Source organism: Aequorivita sp. KMM 9714, assembly GCF_011065475.1.
GTDB lineage: Bacteria > Bacteroidota > Bacteroidia > Flavobacteriales > Flavobacteriaceae > Aequorivita > Aequorivita sinensis.
Genome location: NZ_JAAGRO010000001.1, coordinates 696,578 through 711,091 on the forward strand (window position 1 = coordinate 696,578; position 14,514 = coordinate 711,091).

Annotated in this window: 16 protein-coding genes; all 16 read left to right on the plus strand. The window is 35.5% G+C overall.

All coding sequences use genetic code 11. The features are described 5' to 3' along the window. Nucleotides 1–14 precede the first annotated feature (14 nt). The 16 genes from G3A46_RS03095 to G3A46_RS03170 all read left to right on the plus strand — a co-directional run bounded on the left by G3A46_RS03095 (nucleotide 15) and on the right by G3A46_RS03170 (nucleotide 14,509). Nucleotides 15–1,541, plus strand: a complete 1,527-nt coding sequence (locus G3A46_RS03095) for an aromatic amino acid ammonia-lyase (protein WP_165146084.1) — start codon at nucleotides 15–17, stop codon at nucleotides 1,539–1,541. A gap of 61 nt (nucleotides 1,542–1,602) precedes the next feature. Next, nucleotides 1,603–2,736, plus strand: coding sequence for a WG repeat-containing protein (locus tag G3A46_RS03100; RefSeq protein WP_165146087.1), 1,134 nt, complete (start codon nucleotides 1,603–1,605; stop codon nucleotides 2,734–2,736). 369 nt (nucleotides 2,737–3,105) lie between these two features. After that, nucleotides 3,106–3,858 (plus strand): 3-oxoacyl-ACP reductase FabG, encoded by a 753-nt coding sequence (gene fabG / locus G3A46_RS03105; RefSeq protein WP_165146090.1) that lies wholly within the window; start codon nucleotides 3,106–3,108, stop codon nucleotides 3,856–3,858. Between the two features lie 12 nt (nucleotides 3,859–3,870). Then, nucleotides 3,871–5,091, plus strand: coding sequence for a beta-ketoacyl-[acyl-carrier-protein] synthase family protein (locus tag G3A46_RS03110; RefSeq protein ID WP_165146093.1), 1,221 nt, complete (start codon nucleotides 3,871–3,873; stop codon nucleotides 5,089–5,091). A 2-nt stretch (nucleotides 5,092–5,093) separates the two neighbouring features. Then, complete coding sequence (locus G3A46_RS03115) at nucleotides 5,094–5,336, plus strand: acyl carrier protein (RefSeq protein ID WP_165147591.1); 243 nt, start codon at nucleotides 5,094–5,096, stop codon at nucleotides 5,334–5,336. Nucleotides 5,337–5,351: 15 nt separating this feature from the next. Beyond that, the gene (locus G3A46_RS03120) at nucleotides 5,352–6,233 is read left to right on the plus strand and encodes a lipid A biosynthesis acyltransferase (protein ID WP_165146096.1); all 882 of its coding nucleotides are present in this window, start codon (nucleotides 5,352–5,354) and stop codon (nucleotides 6,231–6,233) included. Between the two features lie 135 nt (nucleotides 6,234–6,368). Then, the gene (locus tag G3A46_RS03125) at nucleotides 6,369–7,286 is read left to right on the plus strand and encodes a dialkylrecorsinol condensing enzyme DarA (protein ID WP_165146099.1); all 918 of its coding nucleotides are present in this window, start codon (nucleotides 6,369–6,371) and stop codon (nucleotides 7,284–7,286) included. Further along, a complete protein-coding gene (locus G3A46_RS03130; protein WP_165146102.1) occupies nucleotides 7,286–8,419 on the plus strand; it encodes a beta-ketoacyl-ACP synthase III in 1,134 nt (377 codons plus the stop codon). The genes G3A46_RS03125 and G3A46_RS03130 overlap by 1 nt, the downstream gene beginning before the upstream one ends. Beyond that, on the plus strand, nucleotides 8,420–8,857 hold the full coding sequence (locus G3A46_RS03135) for a hypothetical protein (RefSeq protein ID WP_165146105.1): 438 nt from the start codon (nucleotides 8,420–8,422) through the stop codon (nucleotides 8,855–8,857). It abuts the gene before it with no gap. Next, complete coding sequence (locus G3A46_RS03140; protein ID WP_165146108.1) at nucleotides 8,857–9,315, plus strand: ABC transporter permease; 459 nt, start codon at nucleotides 8,857–8,859, stop codon at nucleotides 9,313–9,315. Before G3A46_RS03135 ends, G3A46_RS03140 begins: the two co-directional genes overlap by 1 nt. A gap of 2 nt (nucleotides 9,316–9,317) precedes the next feature. Next, a complete protein-coding gene (locus tag G3A46_RS03145; protein WP_165146111.1) occupies nucleotides 9,318–9,716 on the plus strand; it encodes a hypothetical protein in 399 nt (132 codons plus the stop codon). A gap of 160 nt (nucleotides 9,717–9,876) precedes the next feature. Continuing rightward, the gene (locus tag G3A46_RS03150) at nucleotides 9,877–10,896 is read left to right on the plus strand and encodes a BtrH N-terminal domain-containing protein (RefSeq protein ID WP_206735946.1); all 1,020 of its coding nucleotides are present in this window, start codon (nucleotides 9,877–9,879) and stop codon (nucleotides 10,894–10,896) included. A 39-nt stretch (nucleotides 10,897–10,935) separates the two neighbouring features. Continuing rightward, complete coding sequence (locus G3A46_RS03155; RefSeq protein WP_165146114.1) at nucleotides 10,936–11,679, plus strand: ABC transporter ATP-binding protein; 744 nt, start codon at nucleotides 10,936–10,938, stop codon at nucleotides 11,677–11,679. After that, the gene (locus G3A46_RS03160) at nucleotides 11,672–12,940 is read left to right on the plus strand and encodes an ABC transporter permease (protein WP_165147597.1); all 1,269 of its coding nucleotides are present in this window, start codon (nucleotides 11,672–11,674) and stop codon (nucleotides 12,938–12,940) included. Before G3A46_RS03155 ends, G3A46_RS03160 begins: the two co-directional genes overlap by 8 nt. Beyond that, nucleotides 12,930–13,358: an acyl-CoA thioesterase gene (locus G3A46_RS03165; RefSeq protein ID WP_139855601.1), complete on the plus strand. Its 429-nt coding sequence runs from the start codon at nucleotides 12,930–12,932 to the stop codon at nucleotides 13,356–13,358. The genes G3A46_RS03160 and G3A46_RS03165 overlap by 11 nt, the downstream gene beginning before the upstream one ends. A 2-nt stretch (nucleotides 13,359–13,360) precedes the next feature. Beyond that, nucleotides 13,361–14,509 (plus strand): beta-ketoacyl synthase N-terminal-like domain-containing protein, encoded by a 1,149-nt coding sequence (locus G3A46_RS03170; RefSeq protein ID WP_165146117.1) that lies wholly within the window; start codon nucleotides 13,361–13,363, stop codon nucleotides 14,507–14,509. Nucleotides 14,510–14,514 lie beyond the last annotated feature (5 nt).

Here is a 14,514-nt window from a genome sequence, read left to right on the forward strand (position 1 = left end):
TGATTCAAGAATAAATGCCAATACTACAAGGAAAACTGGAAATAGCAGATTTTGAAAAAACGATCTTCAAAAATGAAGCTGTCCAACTTCACAAAGATATAATAGAAAGAGTTCAAGGTAGTTTTAAATTTCTGAAAGAATTTTCTGAAAATAAAATTATTTACGGTGTTAATACTGGCTTTGGGCCAATGGCGCAATACAAGATTAAAGACGACGAACGAATTCAATTGCAATACAATCTTATCCGTAGCCACGCTTCTGGAACAGGAAACCCTATTCCTGCTCAACACGTACGCGCGGCAATGTTGGCTAGATTAAATACTTTAAGCCTCGGTAATAGTGGTGTACATCCGTCTGTAATTAACTTGATGAGCGAATTGCTTAACAAAAACATTATTCCGCTAATATACGAACACGGAGGTGTAGGGGCGAGTGGTGACTTGGTACAACTGGCACACTTGGCATTGGTGCTAATTGGCGAAGGCGAAGTTTTTTATAAAGGCGAACGAAGAAATACAGAAGAAGTTTTCAAACTAGAAAACCTCGAACCTATAAAAGTTGAGTTACGTGAAGGTCTAGCGCTGATGAATGGAACTTCGGTTATGACGGGAATTGGTGTTGTAAATGTGCTCTATACTAGAATTATAATGGATTGGATGATTAAAGCGTCTTCTGCCATTAATGAAATTGTAAAAGCCTACGACGATCATCTTTCTTTCGAGTTGAATCAAACAAAAAGACATAACGGTCAACGTAAAGTTGCCGAGATGATGCGCACGCATTTAAAGGATAGTACGCTTACAAGAAAACGTGAACACCATCTATATAACGGAACTAAAGAAGAAGATGTTTTTGTTGAAAAAGTACAAGAGTATTACTCTTTGCGATGTGTTCCGCAGATATTAGGTCCAGTTTTAGACACGCTTGATTCTGTTGAAAATATTTTAATAGAAGAAGTAAACTCTGCAAACGACAATCCTATTGTAGATGTTGAAAATAGAAATGTTTATCACGGCGGAAATTTCCACGGCGATTATATTTCATTAGAAATGGATAAACTGAAAATTGTTGTTGCTAAAATGACAATGCTTTCGGAACGCCAACTTAACTATTTATTGAATTCTAAACTTAATGATATTCTTCCTCCATTTGTTAATTTGGGGAAATTAGGTTTAAACTTCGGAATGCAAGGAGTTCAGTTTACTGCAACTTCAACAACAGCAGAAAGTCAAATGCTTAGCAATCCGATGTATGTTCATAGTATTCCAAACAATAACGACAATCAAGATATTGTAAGTATGGGTACAAATGCTGCGCTTATCACTAAAAAGGTGATAGAAAATGCATTCGAAGTAGTTGCAATAGAGTTAATTACCATTATTCAAGCTATCGAATATCTAGAGGTACAGGATCAGGTGTCTTCTGAAACCAAAAAAATGTATCAGCAAATTCGTGCGATAGTGCCTGTGTTTAAAGAAGATGTGGTAATGTATCCTTATGTAAATAAGGTGAAAGAGTACCTGATGAATACTTCCAAATAAAATTATTCAGTCTCCTCAAAATTGCTTATTTTAACTTTAACTAACTTAAAATAAAAATATTATGAAATCGATATTTACAATTCTGAGCATTTTTTTGATGGGGATTAGTGCTATAAACGCACAAGAACTCGCCTTAGTGCGAGACGGTGGAAGCTTTGGTTATATAAATAGATCTGGTGAATTTGTAATTCAACCACAGTATGACAAAGCAGATAGCTTTTCGGGTAAGTACGCTGCAGTAATGAAAGACAAAAAATGGGGAGTTATAAACGCCTCAGGAGAGTGGGTAATTCAACCTACTTACGATCGTATAAAGCCTTATAATTCTGGATACTTTTTAGTTGAAGAAGGTAAAGAGTGGAAGTATATAAACACTAAAGGCGAAACCCTTAACACACCTGCCACCGATAAGTATTACGACTTCGATCAAGGCGTGGCAATTATTAGAAGTGGTGATAAAGTAGGTTTGATAGACACCAGTGGGAAAGCGATTGTTGAAACAAAATACGATGAAATTAAAAGTTTTAACGATGGCTATGCAAAGTTTAAAGAAGGAGAAAAATGGGGGTTGATAACCAATAAAGGAAAGGTGTTTGTAGCTGCTGAATACGATGAGATTGGCGATTATAGCAAAAACGGAATTTGGGCTAAAAAAGGAGATAGCTTTGGCGTGATCAACAACGTAACCTTTACACCGATTAATGGCGTTGAGAAAATGTGGGATTTCACAAATGATTCATCGCTAACTTATGCACGAAGCGGAGGTAAAATGGGATTTGTGAATGCTAAGGGAGAATGGGTTATACCTCCAACTTACGATAAAGTTCGTGCGTTTAATGCAGGTCTTGCTCCAGTTAATATGGGTAAGGAATGGGGATACATTAATGAAAAAGGTGAAAAAGTAATTGATATAAAATACAGAGATGCCGAGATATTTTCAGATGATGGTTTAGCACCCGTAAAAGAGAAAAAACTTTGGGGCTTTATAGACAAAACAGGAAATCTTGTAATTCCAATGGAATATGATATTTCAATTGGTATGTTTGGGTTTTTACAAAAGGGATCTGAAAAAGGTTTCCAAAACGGACTTGCACGTGTGAAGTATAAGAAAGAATGGGGATTTATAAATAAAAACGGCCAAGTAGTGGGCAAATGGTTCCAAAACGCAGAAAACTTTGTAGATGTTTCTAAATAGAATTTCTACTGAAGAAAACTTGGCAATAAAAGATTAAGATTTAAATATATTGTAAAATGTTTCACCTGTTTTTTCAAGGAATATGTGGGACCGAATACAAGGAATAATTTAAATGTTTTTACGGATTAATTATTAGTTGTAATATTTAGTAAAGACTAAGATTTAAATATATTGTAAAATGTTTTACCTGTTTTTTCAAGGAATATGTGGGACCGAATACAAGGAATAATTTAAGTGTTTTTACGGATTAATTATTAGTTGTAATATTTTAGTAAAAGACTAAGATTTAAATATATTATAAAAAGTTCCTCCCCTTCTTTAAAGGGGAGGTGCCGAAGGCGGAGGGGTTACTCCGTGTGATAAATTTATATGAAAGAGAAAAAAAACAAACCGAAATACGCATTAATAACTGGAGGGTCACGCGGGATAGGTCGTGCCATTTGTATACAATTAGCAAAAGATTTAGACTATGGCCTTCTAATAAACTATAACGGCAACAAAGAAGCAGCCCAACAAACCCTAAGCGAAGTTGAAGCCCTTGGGGGAAAAGGTGAAATTATGCAGTTCGACGTAACCAATGCCGAAGCTGTAAATAATGCACTGGACGCTTGGCACTCAGAAAATAAAGAGGCTGTTATTGAGGTAATTGTAAACAATGCAGGTATTACTAAAGACGGCTTGTTTATGTGGATGAACCAAGACGATTGGAATAGTGTAATTAACACTAGTCTAAATGGTTTCTACAATGTTACCAATGCTCTTATTCAGAAACTGTTGGTTAATAAATACGGGAGAGTAATAAATATGGTTTCAGTTTCTGGACTAAAGGGAACGCCAGGCCAAGTAAATTATTCTGCTGCAAAAGCGGCGGTTATTGGAGCAACAAAAGCCCTAGCTCAAGAAGTTGCTAAACGCAATATTACTGTAAATGCAGTAGCACCAGGATTTATAAATAGTGATATGACTGCTGAGCTTGACCAGAAAGAACTTAAAAAAATGGTTCCAGCCAATCGTTTTGGTGAAGCAGAAGAGGTAGCGCATTTAGTAAGTTTTTTAGCATCCAATAAAGCTTCATATATTACCGGGGAAGTTATTAATATTAATGGAGGTATTTATTCCTAAATTCAACGAAAAGTGAGAAGAGTAGTTATAACCGGTATGGGTATTTATTCCTGTATAGGTAAGAACCTAGAAGAAGTAAAAGAATCGTTATACAACGGAAAATCTGGCATTATCTGCGACGGAAAACGCAAAGATTTTGGTTACCGTTCTTGTTTAACAGGATGGGTAGAAGAGCCAGATTTAAAGAAACAACTTTCTCGTCGCGAACGTGTTAGTTTAGGTGAAGAAGGAGCGTATGCGTACGCAGCTACTTTGGAAGCCCTAAAAAATGCAAAAATAGACGAGCAATTTCTAGAAACAAATGAAGTAGGAATTCTCTACGGAAATGATAGTACAGCAAAATCTGTAATTGAATCGGTAGATAAAATTCGAGAAAAGAAAGATACTACTCTTGTAGGGTCAGGTGCTATTTTTAAAGCAATGAACTCTTCTGTAACGATGAATCTTGCAACTATTTTTAAGTTGAGAGGGATTAATTTTACAATTAGTGCAGCTTGTGCAAGTGGGTCGCATTCTGTTGGGATGGCATATTTTTTAATTAAAAACGGATTACAAGACTGCATAATTTCAGGAGGAGCCCAAGAAATAAACGAATTTGCTATGGGTAGTTTTGATGGCTTAGGAGTTTTTTCTACTCAATTAGATCCAACTAAAGCTAGTCGTCCTTTCGATAAAGACCGCGATGGCTTGGTGCCTAGTGGTGGAGCTGCTACCTTAGTAATAGAAAGTTACGAAAGCGCAGTAAAGCGTGGCGCACCAATTTTAGGCGAAATTATTGGGTACGGATTTTCATCCAATGGAGATCATATTTCTACTCCTAACGTCGATGGCCCTTCTCGAGCAATGAAAATGGCCTTACAGCAAGCAAATATTAAAGCTTCAGATGTAGATTATGTAAATGCACACGCAACTTCAACTCCTGTAGGAGATGCCAATGAAGCCCTTGCAATCACCGATGTATTTGGTGAAAATGGCCCTTGCGTTAGTTCAACAAAATCAATGACAGGCCACGAATGTTGGATGGCAGGAGCTAGCGAAATAATATATTCAATGCTTATGATGGAGCATTCTTTTGTTGCACCAAACATCAATTTAGAAAGTGTAGACGAGGCTGCTTCAAAATTAAACCTTGTTAACAAAACGTTAAACAAAAAAATTGATGTATTTTTGTCGAATTCATTTGGCTTTGGTGGTACCAATTCCGCATTAATTATTAAAAAATGCAAACTTTAGAAATGAACAAAGAAGTTATAGTAGAAAAGATCAACTACTTTTTGGTAGATGAATTTGAGGTGGATAAAGATGATATAGAACCAAATGCAAACCTAAAGGAAACGCTTGAGTTAGATAGCTTAGATTTCGTGGATTTGGTGGTTGCTATTGAAGCTAACTTTGGAGTTAAATTAACTGGTGAAGATTTTCAAAACATTATAACTCTTCAAGATTTTTACGATTTAATCGAAACAAAAATCGGATAAAACACCCTATTTAATATGGCGGGCGAGTGGGAAGGCAAAAGCAAAGGCACCGTTTTAGGGTATAAAATATTCATTTTTTTTATAAGAAAACTTGGTGTTAGAGCAGCTTATGGCTTGCTTTACTTTGTTGCGCTTTATTATGTTTTCTTCGCAGGAAAGAGCACCCGATCTATTTATTACTATTTTCGAAAAAGACTTAAGTATTCAAGCTTCAAAAGCTTGGTGAGTATTTATAAGAGTTATTACGTTTTCGGAAAAACTATTATCGATAAAGCCGCAATCTCTTCAGGCTTAAAAAATAAATTCACTCATGAATGTGATGGTGTAGAAAATATAACCGACTTGCTTGATAAGCAACAAGGAGGAATACTTATTAGTGCTCACGTTGGGAATTTCGAAATCGCTGAATTCTTTTTCGAAGAAATTGATACTAGATCTCAAATAAGTCTTGTAACCACAGATGCGGAACATCGAAATATCAAGGAGTATATGGAGAAAGTTACTGTGCGTTCTAAGATTAAATTTATTTTGGTGAAGGACGATATGTCACATATATTTGAAATTAATAACGCATTGAGTAATGGAGAATTAGTCTGCTTTACTGGCGACAGATATATGAAAGATCAAAAGGTGTTGTCAGAATCGTTGTTAGGGAAAGAAGCTAATTTTCCCGCAGGACCATTTCTTTTAGCTAGCAGATTAAAAGTGCCTGTATTGTTTGTTTATGTTATGAAAGAAACTAACAAACATTACCACTTATACGCTAGAAAAGCCGAAGTGAAAAGCCGAGATGCGCAAGGGTTGTTAAAAAAATATACAGAAAGTGTAGAGTGGATGTTGGGAATGTATCCTTTGCAGTGGTTTAATTATTTTGATTTTTGGGAAACAGATGACTAATTTTTATCTTTCATGCCAGCTAATTAAAAGACAAGCAAGACCTTTCGTAGCAAGGAAAGTTTTTCTGTAGGAAGGGCAGGTCTCCACGGCATCCTGCAAGGTCTCAAAGATCATGTAGGTATAAACATACAGCTTATGAAAGAAGTATTAATAGTATATTATTCTCAAACTGGACAGTTAACCAATATCTTAAAAAATATTGCAACAACGCTTTCTGGGGAAGAAGTAAATATTTCTTATCACAAAATAGTTCCGAAGAAAAAATTTCCCTTCCCTTGGACTCAAGAAGAATTTTATGGCGCTTTTCCTGAAACTTTTCTTCAAATTCCAACACCTTTAGAAGCAGTAACGCCTAATGTGCTTCAAAAGAAATACGACTTAGTAATTTTAGGATATACAACTTGGTATTTAACGCCTTCAATTCCTATAAATTCATTTTTAAAATCGGAAGAAGCTAAAGTCTTACTTAACAACACTCCTGTAGTTACTGTTTCCGCAAGTAGAAATATGTGGATTATGGCTCAGGAAAAAATTAAGAAGTTGCTACAAGCAAACAGTGCTAAACTAGTTGGGAATATAGCTTTGGTAGATAAAAACATAAATCACATTAGTGTTATAACAATCGTACATTGGCTAATGGGCGGTAAAAAAACAAGAATGTTTGGTATCTTCCCGAAGCCAGGAGTTTCTGATAGTGATATTCAAGCTTCATCACGATTTGGAGGCCCAATTAAAGCGGCTTTGTTAAAAAATGACTATTCAGATTTACAAAGTAATCTATTGAGTATTGGAGCAGTAAAGGTTGAAGCATCACTTATTGCTACAGACATTAGAGGAAACATGGTTTTTACAAAATGGGCTAATCAATTAATTAAGAAAGAAGGCGAAGAAAGAAAGAAATGGCTCGTTTATTTTAAATATTATTTGTTATTTGCAATATGGCTTATAGCCCCAATAGTATTTATTGTATTTTTACTTACCTATCTCCCCATGTATCGTAAAATACAAAAAGATATAGCTTATTATTCATCAGTTGAATTAAAGAAGGATTAATGAAGAACGTTTACATTACTAGAATTGCGAAGTTTTTACCTAACGACCCCGTTGAAAATGAGGAAATGGAGGAGAAACTTGGTATTATTAACGGCAAGACCTCAAAAGCACGCCGAATTATTCTTAGAAACAACCAAATTAAAACGCGTTATTACGCCATCGATAAAGATGGAAATGTAACTCATAACAATGCACAGTTAGTAGCAGAAGCAGTCGAGGCTTTATGCGACGATACTTTTAGCAAAAACGATATCGAACTACTTTCTTGCGGAACTTCAAGTCCAGATCAAATCCTACCAAGCCACGCAGCTATGGTACACGGATTTTTAAAGAATGGAAACCTTGAAGTGAATTCTCCTTCGGGTGCTTGTTGCGCGGGAATGAATGCATTAAAGTACGGCTATATGGCCGTGAAGTCTGATCAAGTAAAAAATGCAGTTTGTACAGGATCTGAGAGAACTTCTTCTTGGATGAAATCTGATATTTTTGAAGATGAAGTGGCTCATTTAGAATCAATAGAAGAGCAACCTATTCTAGCTTTCAATAAAGAATTTTTGCGTTGGATGCTTTCTGATGGTGCTGGAGCTGTTCTTTTAGAAAGTGAACCAAACGGAAAAACACCCCTAAAAATTGAATGGATGGAAGGCTATAGCTATGCCTTCGAGCTTGAAACTTGTATGTATGCAGGTGGGGATAAGTTAGAAAACGGACACCTAAAGCCGTGGAGTGAATATCCCGCAGACGAATGGGGGAAAAGGTCACTTTTTGCTATGAAGCAAGATGTAAAATTACTTGGTGAAAATATCCTTCAAAAAGGTGTGGCAAGTATGAAGTTGGCTATGGAAAAGCACAATATCACAGAAGATGATATCGACTATTACCTACCGCATATTTCTTCATATTACTTTAAAGAAAACTTATATAAAGAAATTGAAAATCAAGGTCTTCATATGCCTTGGGAAAAATGGTTTCTAAACCTTCAAAAGGTAGGGAATGTAGGCGCAGGTTCAATATATCTTATGTTAGAGGAATTGATTAATTCTGGAAAACTTAAAAAAGGAGATAGAATATTCCTTCAGGTTCCTGAAAGTGCGCGTTTTGCATATTCTTACGCATATCTAACCGTAGTATAAATGATTAACTTCACGGAAGAAATAACGGATAAAGATTTCATCGGAAAATTGATTCCGCAGAAAGCGCCGTTTGTAATGGTAGATAAACTACTTCACTTTGAAGAAAATAAAGTTGTGGCAGGCTTTACCATTTCCGAAGAAAATATTTTCACTCAAAATAAAAAGTTTACCGCGCCAGGTTTAATAGAGCATATGGCTCAATCGGTTGCACTTTATACGGGTTATCAATATCATTTAAAAAATGAAGAAGCACCAATAGGTTATATTGGAGCCATAAAAAAAGCTGAAATTTTTAAACTTCCAGAAGTGGGAGCAGAATTAAAAACAACTGTAAATATACTCCACGATATTATGGGAGTTACACTTGTTAATGTTGAAACTGAATGCGATGGAAAAGTAATTGCATCTAGTGAAATGAAAACAGTACTAGCTAACTAATGAAGTCTACCGATATTTCAGATATTGATATTTCAAATTTTCTACCACATCGTAAGCCGATGTTAATGGTAGATTCGGTAGTGGATATAAACGATGATTCTGTTGCAACGAAATTTTATATAGCTGAAGATTGTGTTTTTATAAAAAATGGAAGTCTATCGGAAACTGGACTTATAGAAAATGCTGCACAAGCGGCTTCTGGGGTAGTTGGACAAACATTTTTTGAAAAAGACGACCTAAAAGGAACGGGCAACAAGTTAGTTGGTTATATAAGTGCTGTAAGAAAAGTGGAGATACTTCAGTTGCCGAAAGTAGGTGAAACTATTATAACAAAGGCAAAACTCCTTTCACGGTTTGATACAGGCGAAATGACAATGTGCAGTTTAGACACTGAAACCTATATCGATGAAAAATTAATTGTATCTTCTACTATGAATTTTTTAATACATGAGGTCTGATAATGAAAAAGGAAGAAGTACCACAGGATAAGAGTAATTTAGAATCTGCAAATTTTCGCGAACTCTGTTATGCGGTTGACGAAAATGGTGAATATACCACAGCAAATAGCACTGGTTGGGAGCCTAAGACGGTGGCATTAAACAATGCTATTGATGAAATAAACGAAAGAATTGAAGATGCAAAAAAGCGTGTTTTAGAAGGAAAAACTAGCCCGATAGAATATTATATGGAACTCCATAAAATGGATGTTGGGATTTTAGCAAGCTATGTTGGTTTATGGCAATGGAGGGTGAAAAGACATTTTAAACCTTCGGTTTTTAAAAAATTAAAAACTAATACTTTGCAGAAGTACGCTGAGGTTTTTGAAATTTCAGTCGATGAGTTAAAAACTGTAAAGTGATGATTCTCAACATGGAAAATATTTAATTCCTTTAATTAGCGCTTTTAAAACTTCGTAATTCATCCAGTTAAAACCTAAATTTTAATCGAATACAAATTGCCGCAACTCTATAAATACGATAGTTGTTTCTTATTTAGATTTGTGGTTAAAAATATTAATATTGAAAGAAGAAACCATAATAAACTTTACCCACCATCAAGCTGCTCACTGTGAGAACGGGGTAGTTTCAAACTTGATGAAGCACAACGGCTTTAGCGTTAGCGAGCCTATGGTTTTTGGTATCGGCAGTGGATTGCTATTTTGTTATATACCATTTCTAAAAGTAAATCACGCGCCTGTAATTACATATCGCGCTATGCCTGGTCATATTTTTAAAAAATTCGCCAAGCGTACTGGTATAAAAATGAAGCGTGAAAAGTTCAGTAACCCAAAAGAAGCGCAAAGTAGGTTAGATGAAAATCTGGAGCGCAACAATCCTGTTGGTTTACAAGTGGGCGTTTATAACCTTTTATATTTTCCTGATGAATACCGTTTCCATTTCAACGCTCACAATATGGTGGTGTATGGAAAGCAAAATGGCCGTTATTTAATTAGCGATCCAGTAATGGAAGAAGTTACTTCGCTTTCTGAAAAAGAATTGGAAAAAGTGCGTTTTGCTAAAGGGGCCTTTGCACCTAAAGGGCATATGTATTATCCTATTTCTTTTCCTGAAAAACTGGAACTTGAAAAAGCTATTGTTGCAGGTATTAAAGATACTTGTAAAACCATGCTTGCGCCCATTCCAATTGTAGGAGTGAAGGGAATTAAAACTATTGCAAATTTAATTCGTAAATGGCCTAAGAAAAAAGGAATTAAAACTGCGAATCATTATCTAGGTCAAGTAGTGCGAATGCAGGAAGAAATAGGAACTGGAGGCGGTGGATTTCGATATATTTATGCAGCATTTCTTCAAGAATCAGGTAAGTTATTAGGAAATGAAAAACTGATAGAACTTGCAAAAGAAATGACTGAAATTGGGGATTTATGGCGTGACTTTGCCGTTGAAGCTTCAAGGATTTATAAAAATAGATCACGAAATGACGCAGGCCAATCCGAAAATTATAACCAAGTAGCAAATCAGTTAGACCATATAGCCGACTTAGAAAAAGTGTTTTTCAAGAAATTGAAAAAGGCAATCTAATTAAGTTTTAAAATCCCTTAGTGGGATTTAGTACAGCAAATGATACAGATTAATCAACTTTCAAAAAAATACAAAGGCGCCGAATTATTTTCGGTTAAAGACCTTGATTTGAAAGTTGAGGAGGGTGAAATTTACGGTTTACTCGGCCCAAATGGAGCAGGTAAAACCACGTTAATTTCGATGCTAACTTCACTGTTAAAACCAACTTCAGGTACGTTTACTATTGATGGCTTGAATTTTAAAGAGCATAAAATTCAGCTAAAACAATTAATAGGAATTGTTCCTCAGGAATACGCACTTTACCCAACACTTACTGCGTATGAGAATTTGGAGTATTTCGGGAGTATGTACGGTATAAAAGGAGGGGCCTTAAAAAAATCTATCATGCAACATTTGGAGATAATGGGACTTTCAAAATTTGCCAATAAAAAAACGGCAACTTTTTCTGGAGGAATGAAACGCCGTGTAAACTTAATAGCGGGAATTCTTCATCAACCAAAAGTGTTGTTTCTCGATGAACCTACAGTTGGAGTAGATGTACAGTCAAAAAACGTAATTATAGACCATCTAAAATATTTAAACGAGCAGGGAACAACTATTGTTTACACCTCGCATCATTTAAACGAAGCAGAGGTTTTTTGTACTCGTGTTGCTATAATCGACAATGGAGAAATTATTGTTGAAGGAGTTCCTTCTGAATTAATAAACAATCAAGCCGCTGCCAACAACCTCGAAGATGTGTTTTTGGCAAAAACGGGTAATGCACTTCGCGATTATGCATAAACTTTGGGCTTCAACATACAAAGAAATGCTACTGCTTTTGCGCGATTTAGGCGGAATAGCAATCCTTTTCGTGATGCCAATGTTATTGCTGATTGTTATTACTTTGGTTCAGGATAGTACGTTTAAAACCATTAGCGACATTAAAATTCCTGTGCTGTTAGTGGATAATGATAAAGGGGAAGTTTCTAAGAATATTATAGATAACCTTTCTGAATCTAATTCCTTTCAAATTCTTCAAAAAGACACTGAAGAAGAAGCGAAAGAAGCTGTTTTCGCAGGAAAATATCAGCTAGCTATCGTAATTCCTGAAAGTCTCTCTACGTCTCTTCAGAAGAAAGTAAATCAAAATGTTGAAGGGATTTTATCCAAATTTGGGTTGGAGGAAGATAGTTTGCTTGTTGAAAAAGAAACTATTCCCGTTAAGGAAGTCCGACTTTACTTTGATCCAGCTACACAAGTGAGTTTTAAGTCTTCAGTTAAAAACGGAATCGATAAAATGATTTCAAAAATTGAAACCCAAAGTATTTACAAAGCTTTTCAATCTGAATTAGGGGAAGACGAAGACGAATCGATATTTGATACAGAAAATTTTATTGCTTTCAAGGAAATTTTACCTACAAAAAATAATGAGGAAATTATTCCAAACTCGGCACAACACAACGTTCCAGCTTGGACGTTGTTTGCAATTTTTTTCATTATTGTTCCGCTTTCAATAAATTTAGTAAAAGAAAAAAATCAAGGAACTTTTGTTCGATTACGCACTCAACCTGTGAACTATGCCACGGTTTTAGGAGGGAAAACGATAGTGTATCTAGGGGTTTGCCTTATTCAATTTACATTAATGTTATTGGTGGGAATATATCTTTTTCCAGCCATCGGACTTCCTGGTGTGGATGTAACAGGTAAACTGCCTTTGCTTTATGTTGTAGCTTTATTTTCAGGATTGGCTGCCATTGGCTTAGGGTTGCTTTTAGGGACGATAGCAAAAACGCAAGAGCAAGCAGCGCCGTTTGGAGCAACAATGGTAGTAATATTAGCCGCACTCGGTGGTGTTTGGGTTCCAGTATTTGTGATGCCAAAATTTATGCAGTTGATTTCAAAAATATCTCCTATGAATTGGGGCTTGGAAGCATTTTATGATGTATTTTTAAGAAATGTGAGTTTTGTTAAAATCCTTCCTGAAATTTCATTATTATTGCTGTTTTTCCTGCTAACAATTTTAATAGCAATAATTTATAATCGTAGTAAAAATGCCGTCTGATAAAAAAAATGAAATAAGTTTCACTTCTGAAATACGAGTGCGTTTCACCGAAACCGATCCATTAGGGATTGTTTGGCACGGGAATTATATACAATACTTTGAAGATGGTAGAGAAGCCTTTGGGCGCGAACACGGTATTTCGTACTTAGAGCAAAAGGCCAATGGTTACACCTCGCCAATTGTTAAATCTACTTGTGAGCATAAATTACCATTGCGATATGGAGATGTGGCAACTATCAAAACCACATTTGTACCCTCGCGTGCAGCAAAAATGATTTTTAAATACAAAATCTATAACCCTGAAGGGAAAGAAGTATGTGTAGGTGAAACTATTCAAGTTTTTTTAAATGAAGACGGAAAGCTCTCACTTACAATGCCTGAGTTTTTTGCTAAGTGGAGAGAGAAAATGGGAGTTTAAAAATGGCTAAAACATATCTTTCATATAATAATATATTTTCAAGTCTTGGATTTGATTCTGAAACTGTTATTGAAAAAGTGTCTAATGCCGTTTCAGGATTAGATAGATATGACAACAATTCTCTCTTACCTCAACCATTTTGCGCTTCCTTACTTTCTTCGGAAGTAGTAAGGGAAGAATTCAACAAAATATCAGACGCTTCAAAATATACTAAGCTTGAACAGATGTTAATTCTGTCGTTAAAAAAAGTTATAGATGCATCTTCAATAACTTTAAGTGATAGGGTTGGGCTTATTATTTCAACAACTAAAGGAAATATTGACGTACTTGAAAGTGAAAGTAATTTCGACGAAAGTCGCTCATATTTAAGTGAGTTAGGAAAAACCCTGAAGGATTTCTTCGGGTTTAAAAATGAGGCAATAGTCGTTTCTAATGCTTGTGTTTCGGGAGTTTTAGCAATTTCGGGAGCAAAGCGTTTTATTGCTGAAAAAAAATACGACCACGTTTTTATTACAAGTGGAGATCTAGTTACTAAATTCATATTATCTGGATTTAATTCTTTTCAAGCTCTTTCATCAGAACCTTGTAAGCCTTACGATAAAAATAGAATAGGAATTAACCTAGGCGAAGTTGCAGCAAGTATTTTAGTTACCTCTTCAAAAAAACACTTAAATAGTGAAGCTGTTGAAATCTTAGGCGACGCTACTTGCAATGATGCTAATCATATTTCAGGCCCGTCACGAACTGGTGAAGGTTTATATAGAAGTGTTAAGGCAGCAATGAAAGAGGCAGGTGTAAAGGCATCAGATATTGATTATGTATCGGCTCACGGAACTGCTACCGCATTTAACGATGAAATGGAAGCAATTGCATTCAATAGATTAGGATTAGAAAACGTACCTTTAAATAGTTTAAAAGGATATTTCGGACACACTTTAGGTGCCTCTGGATTATTGGAAACTATCGTGGGGATGCATTCTGTAAAGAAAAATTTACTTTTTTCTTCCAAAGGATTTACCGAACTTGGGGTTTCACAAAATATAAACATAATAACGTCCAATACACCGAAAACCTTGAATGTTTTCCTAAAAACTGCATCAGGTTTTGGGGGTTGTAATACAGCAATAGTTTTTCAAAAAACAACCAATTAACCAAC

What these genes read in the sequence shown, in the direction of transcription:
- G3A46_RS03160 (WP_165147597.1), top strand. Translation starts at nt 11,672, where the DNA reads ATGCATAAACTTTGGGCTTCAACATACAAAGAAATGCTACTGCTTTTG.
- G3A46_RS03130 (WP_165146102.1), top strand. Translation starts at nt 7,286, where the DNA reads ATGAAGAACGTTTACATTACTAGAATTGCGAAGTTTTTACCTAACGAC.
- G3A46_RS03100 (WP_165146087.1), top strand. Translation starts at nt 1,603, where the DNA reads ATGAAATCGATATTTACAATTCTGAGCATTTTTTTGATGGGGATTAGT.
- G3A46_RS03170 (WP_165146117.1), top strand. Translation starts at nt 13,361, where the DNA reads ATGGCTAAAACATATCTTTCATATAATAATATATTTTCAAGTCTTGGA.
- G3A46_RS03165 (WP_139855601.1), top strand. Translation starts at nt 12,930, where the DNA reads ATGCCGTCTGATAAAAAAAATGAAATAAGTTTCACTTCTGAAATACGA.
- G3A46_RS03155 (WP_165146114.1), top strand. Translation starts at nt 10,936, where the DNA reads ATGATACAGATTAATCAACTTTCAAAAAAATACAAAGGCGCCGAATTA.
- fabG (WP_165146090.1), top strand. Translation starts at nt 3,106, where the DNA reads ATGAAAGAGAAAAAAAACAAACCGAAATACGCATTAATAACTGGAGGG.
- G3A46_RS03120 (WP_165146096.1), top strand. Translation starts at nt 5,352, where the DNA reads ATGGCGGGCGAGTGGGAAGGCAAAAGCAAAGGCACCGTTTTAGGGTAT.
- G3A46_RS03145 (WP_165146111.1), top strand. Translation starts at nt 9,318, where the DNA reads ATGAAAAAGGAAGAAGTACCACAGGATAAGAGTAATTTAGAATCTGCA.
- G3A46_RS03140 (WP_165146108.1), top strand. Translation starts at nt 8,857, where the DNA reads ATGAAGTCTACCGATATTTCAGATATTGATATTTCAAATTTTCTACCA.
- G3A46_RS03135 (WP_165146105.1), top strand. Translation starts at nt 8,420, where the DNA reads ATGATTAACTTCACGGAAGAAATAACGGATAAAGATTTCATCGGAAAA.
- G3A46_RS03125 (WP_165146099.1), top strand. Translation starts at nt 6,369, where the DNA reads ATGAAAGAAGTATTAATAGTATATTATTCTCAAACTGGACAGTTAACC.
- G3A46_RS03115 (WP_165147591.1), top strand. Translation starts at nt 5,094, where the DNA reads ATGAACAAAGAAGTTATAGTAGAAAAGATCAACTACTTTTTGGTAGAT.
- G3A46_RS03095 (WP_165146084.1), top strand. Translation starts at nt 15, where the DNA reads ATGCCAATACTACAAGGAAAACTGGAAATAGCAGATTTTGAAAAAACG.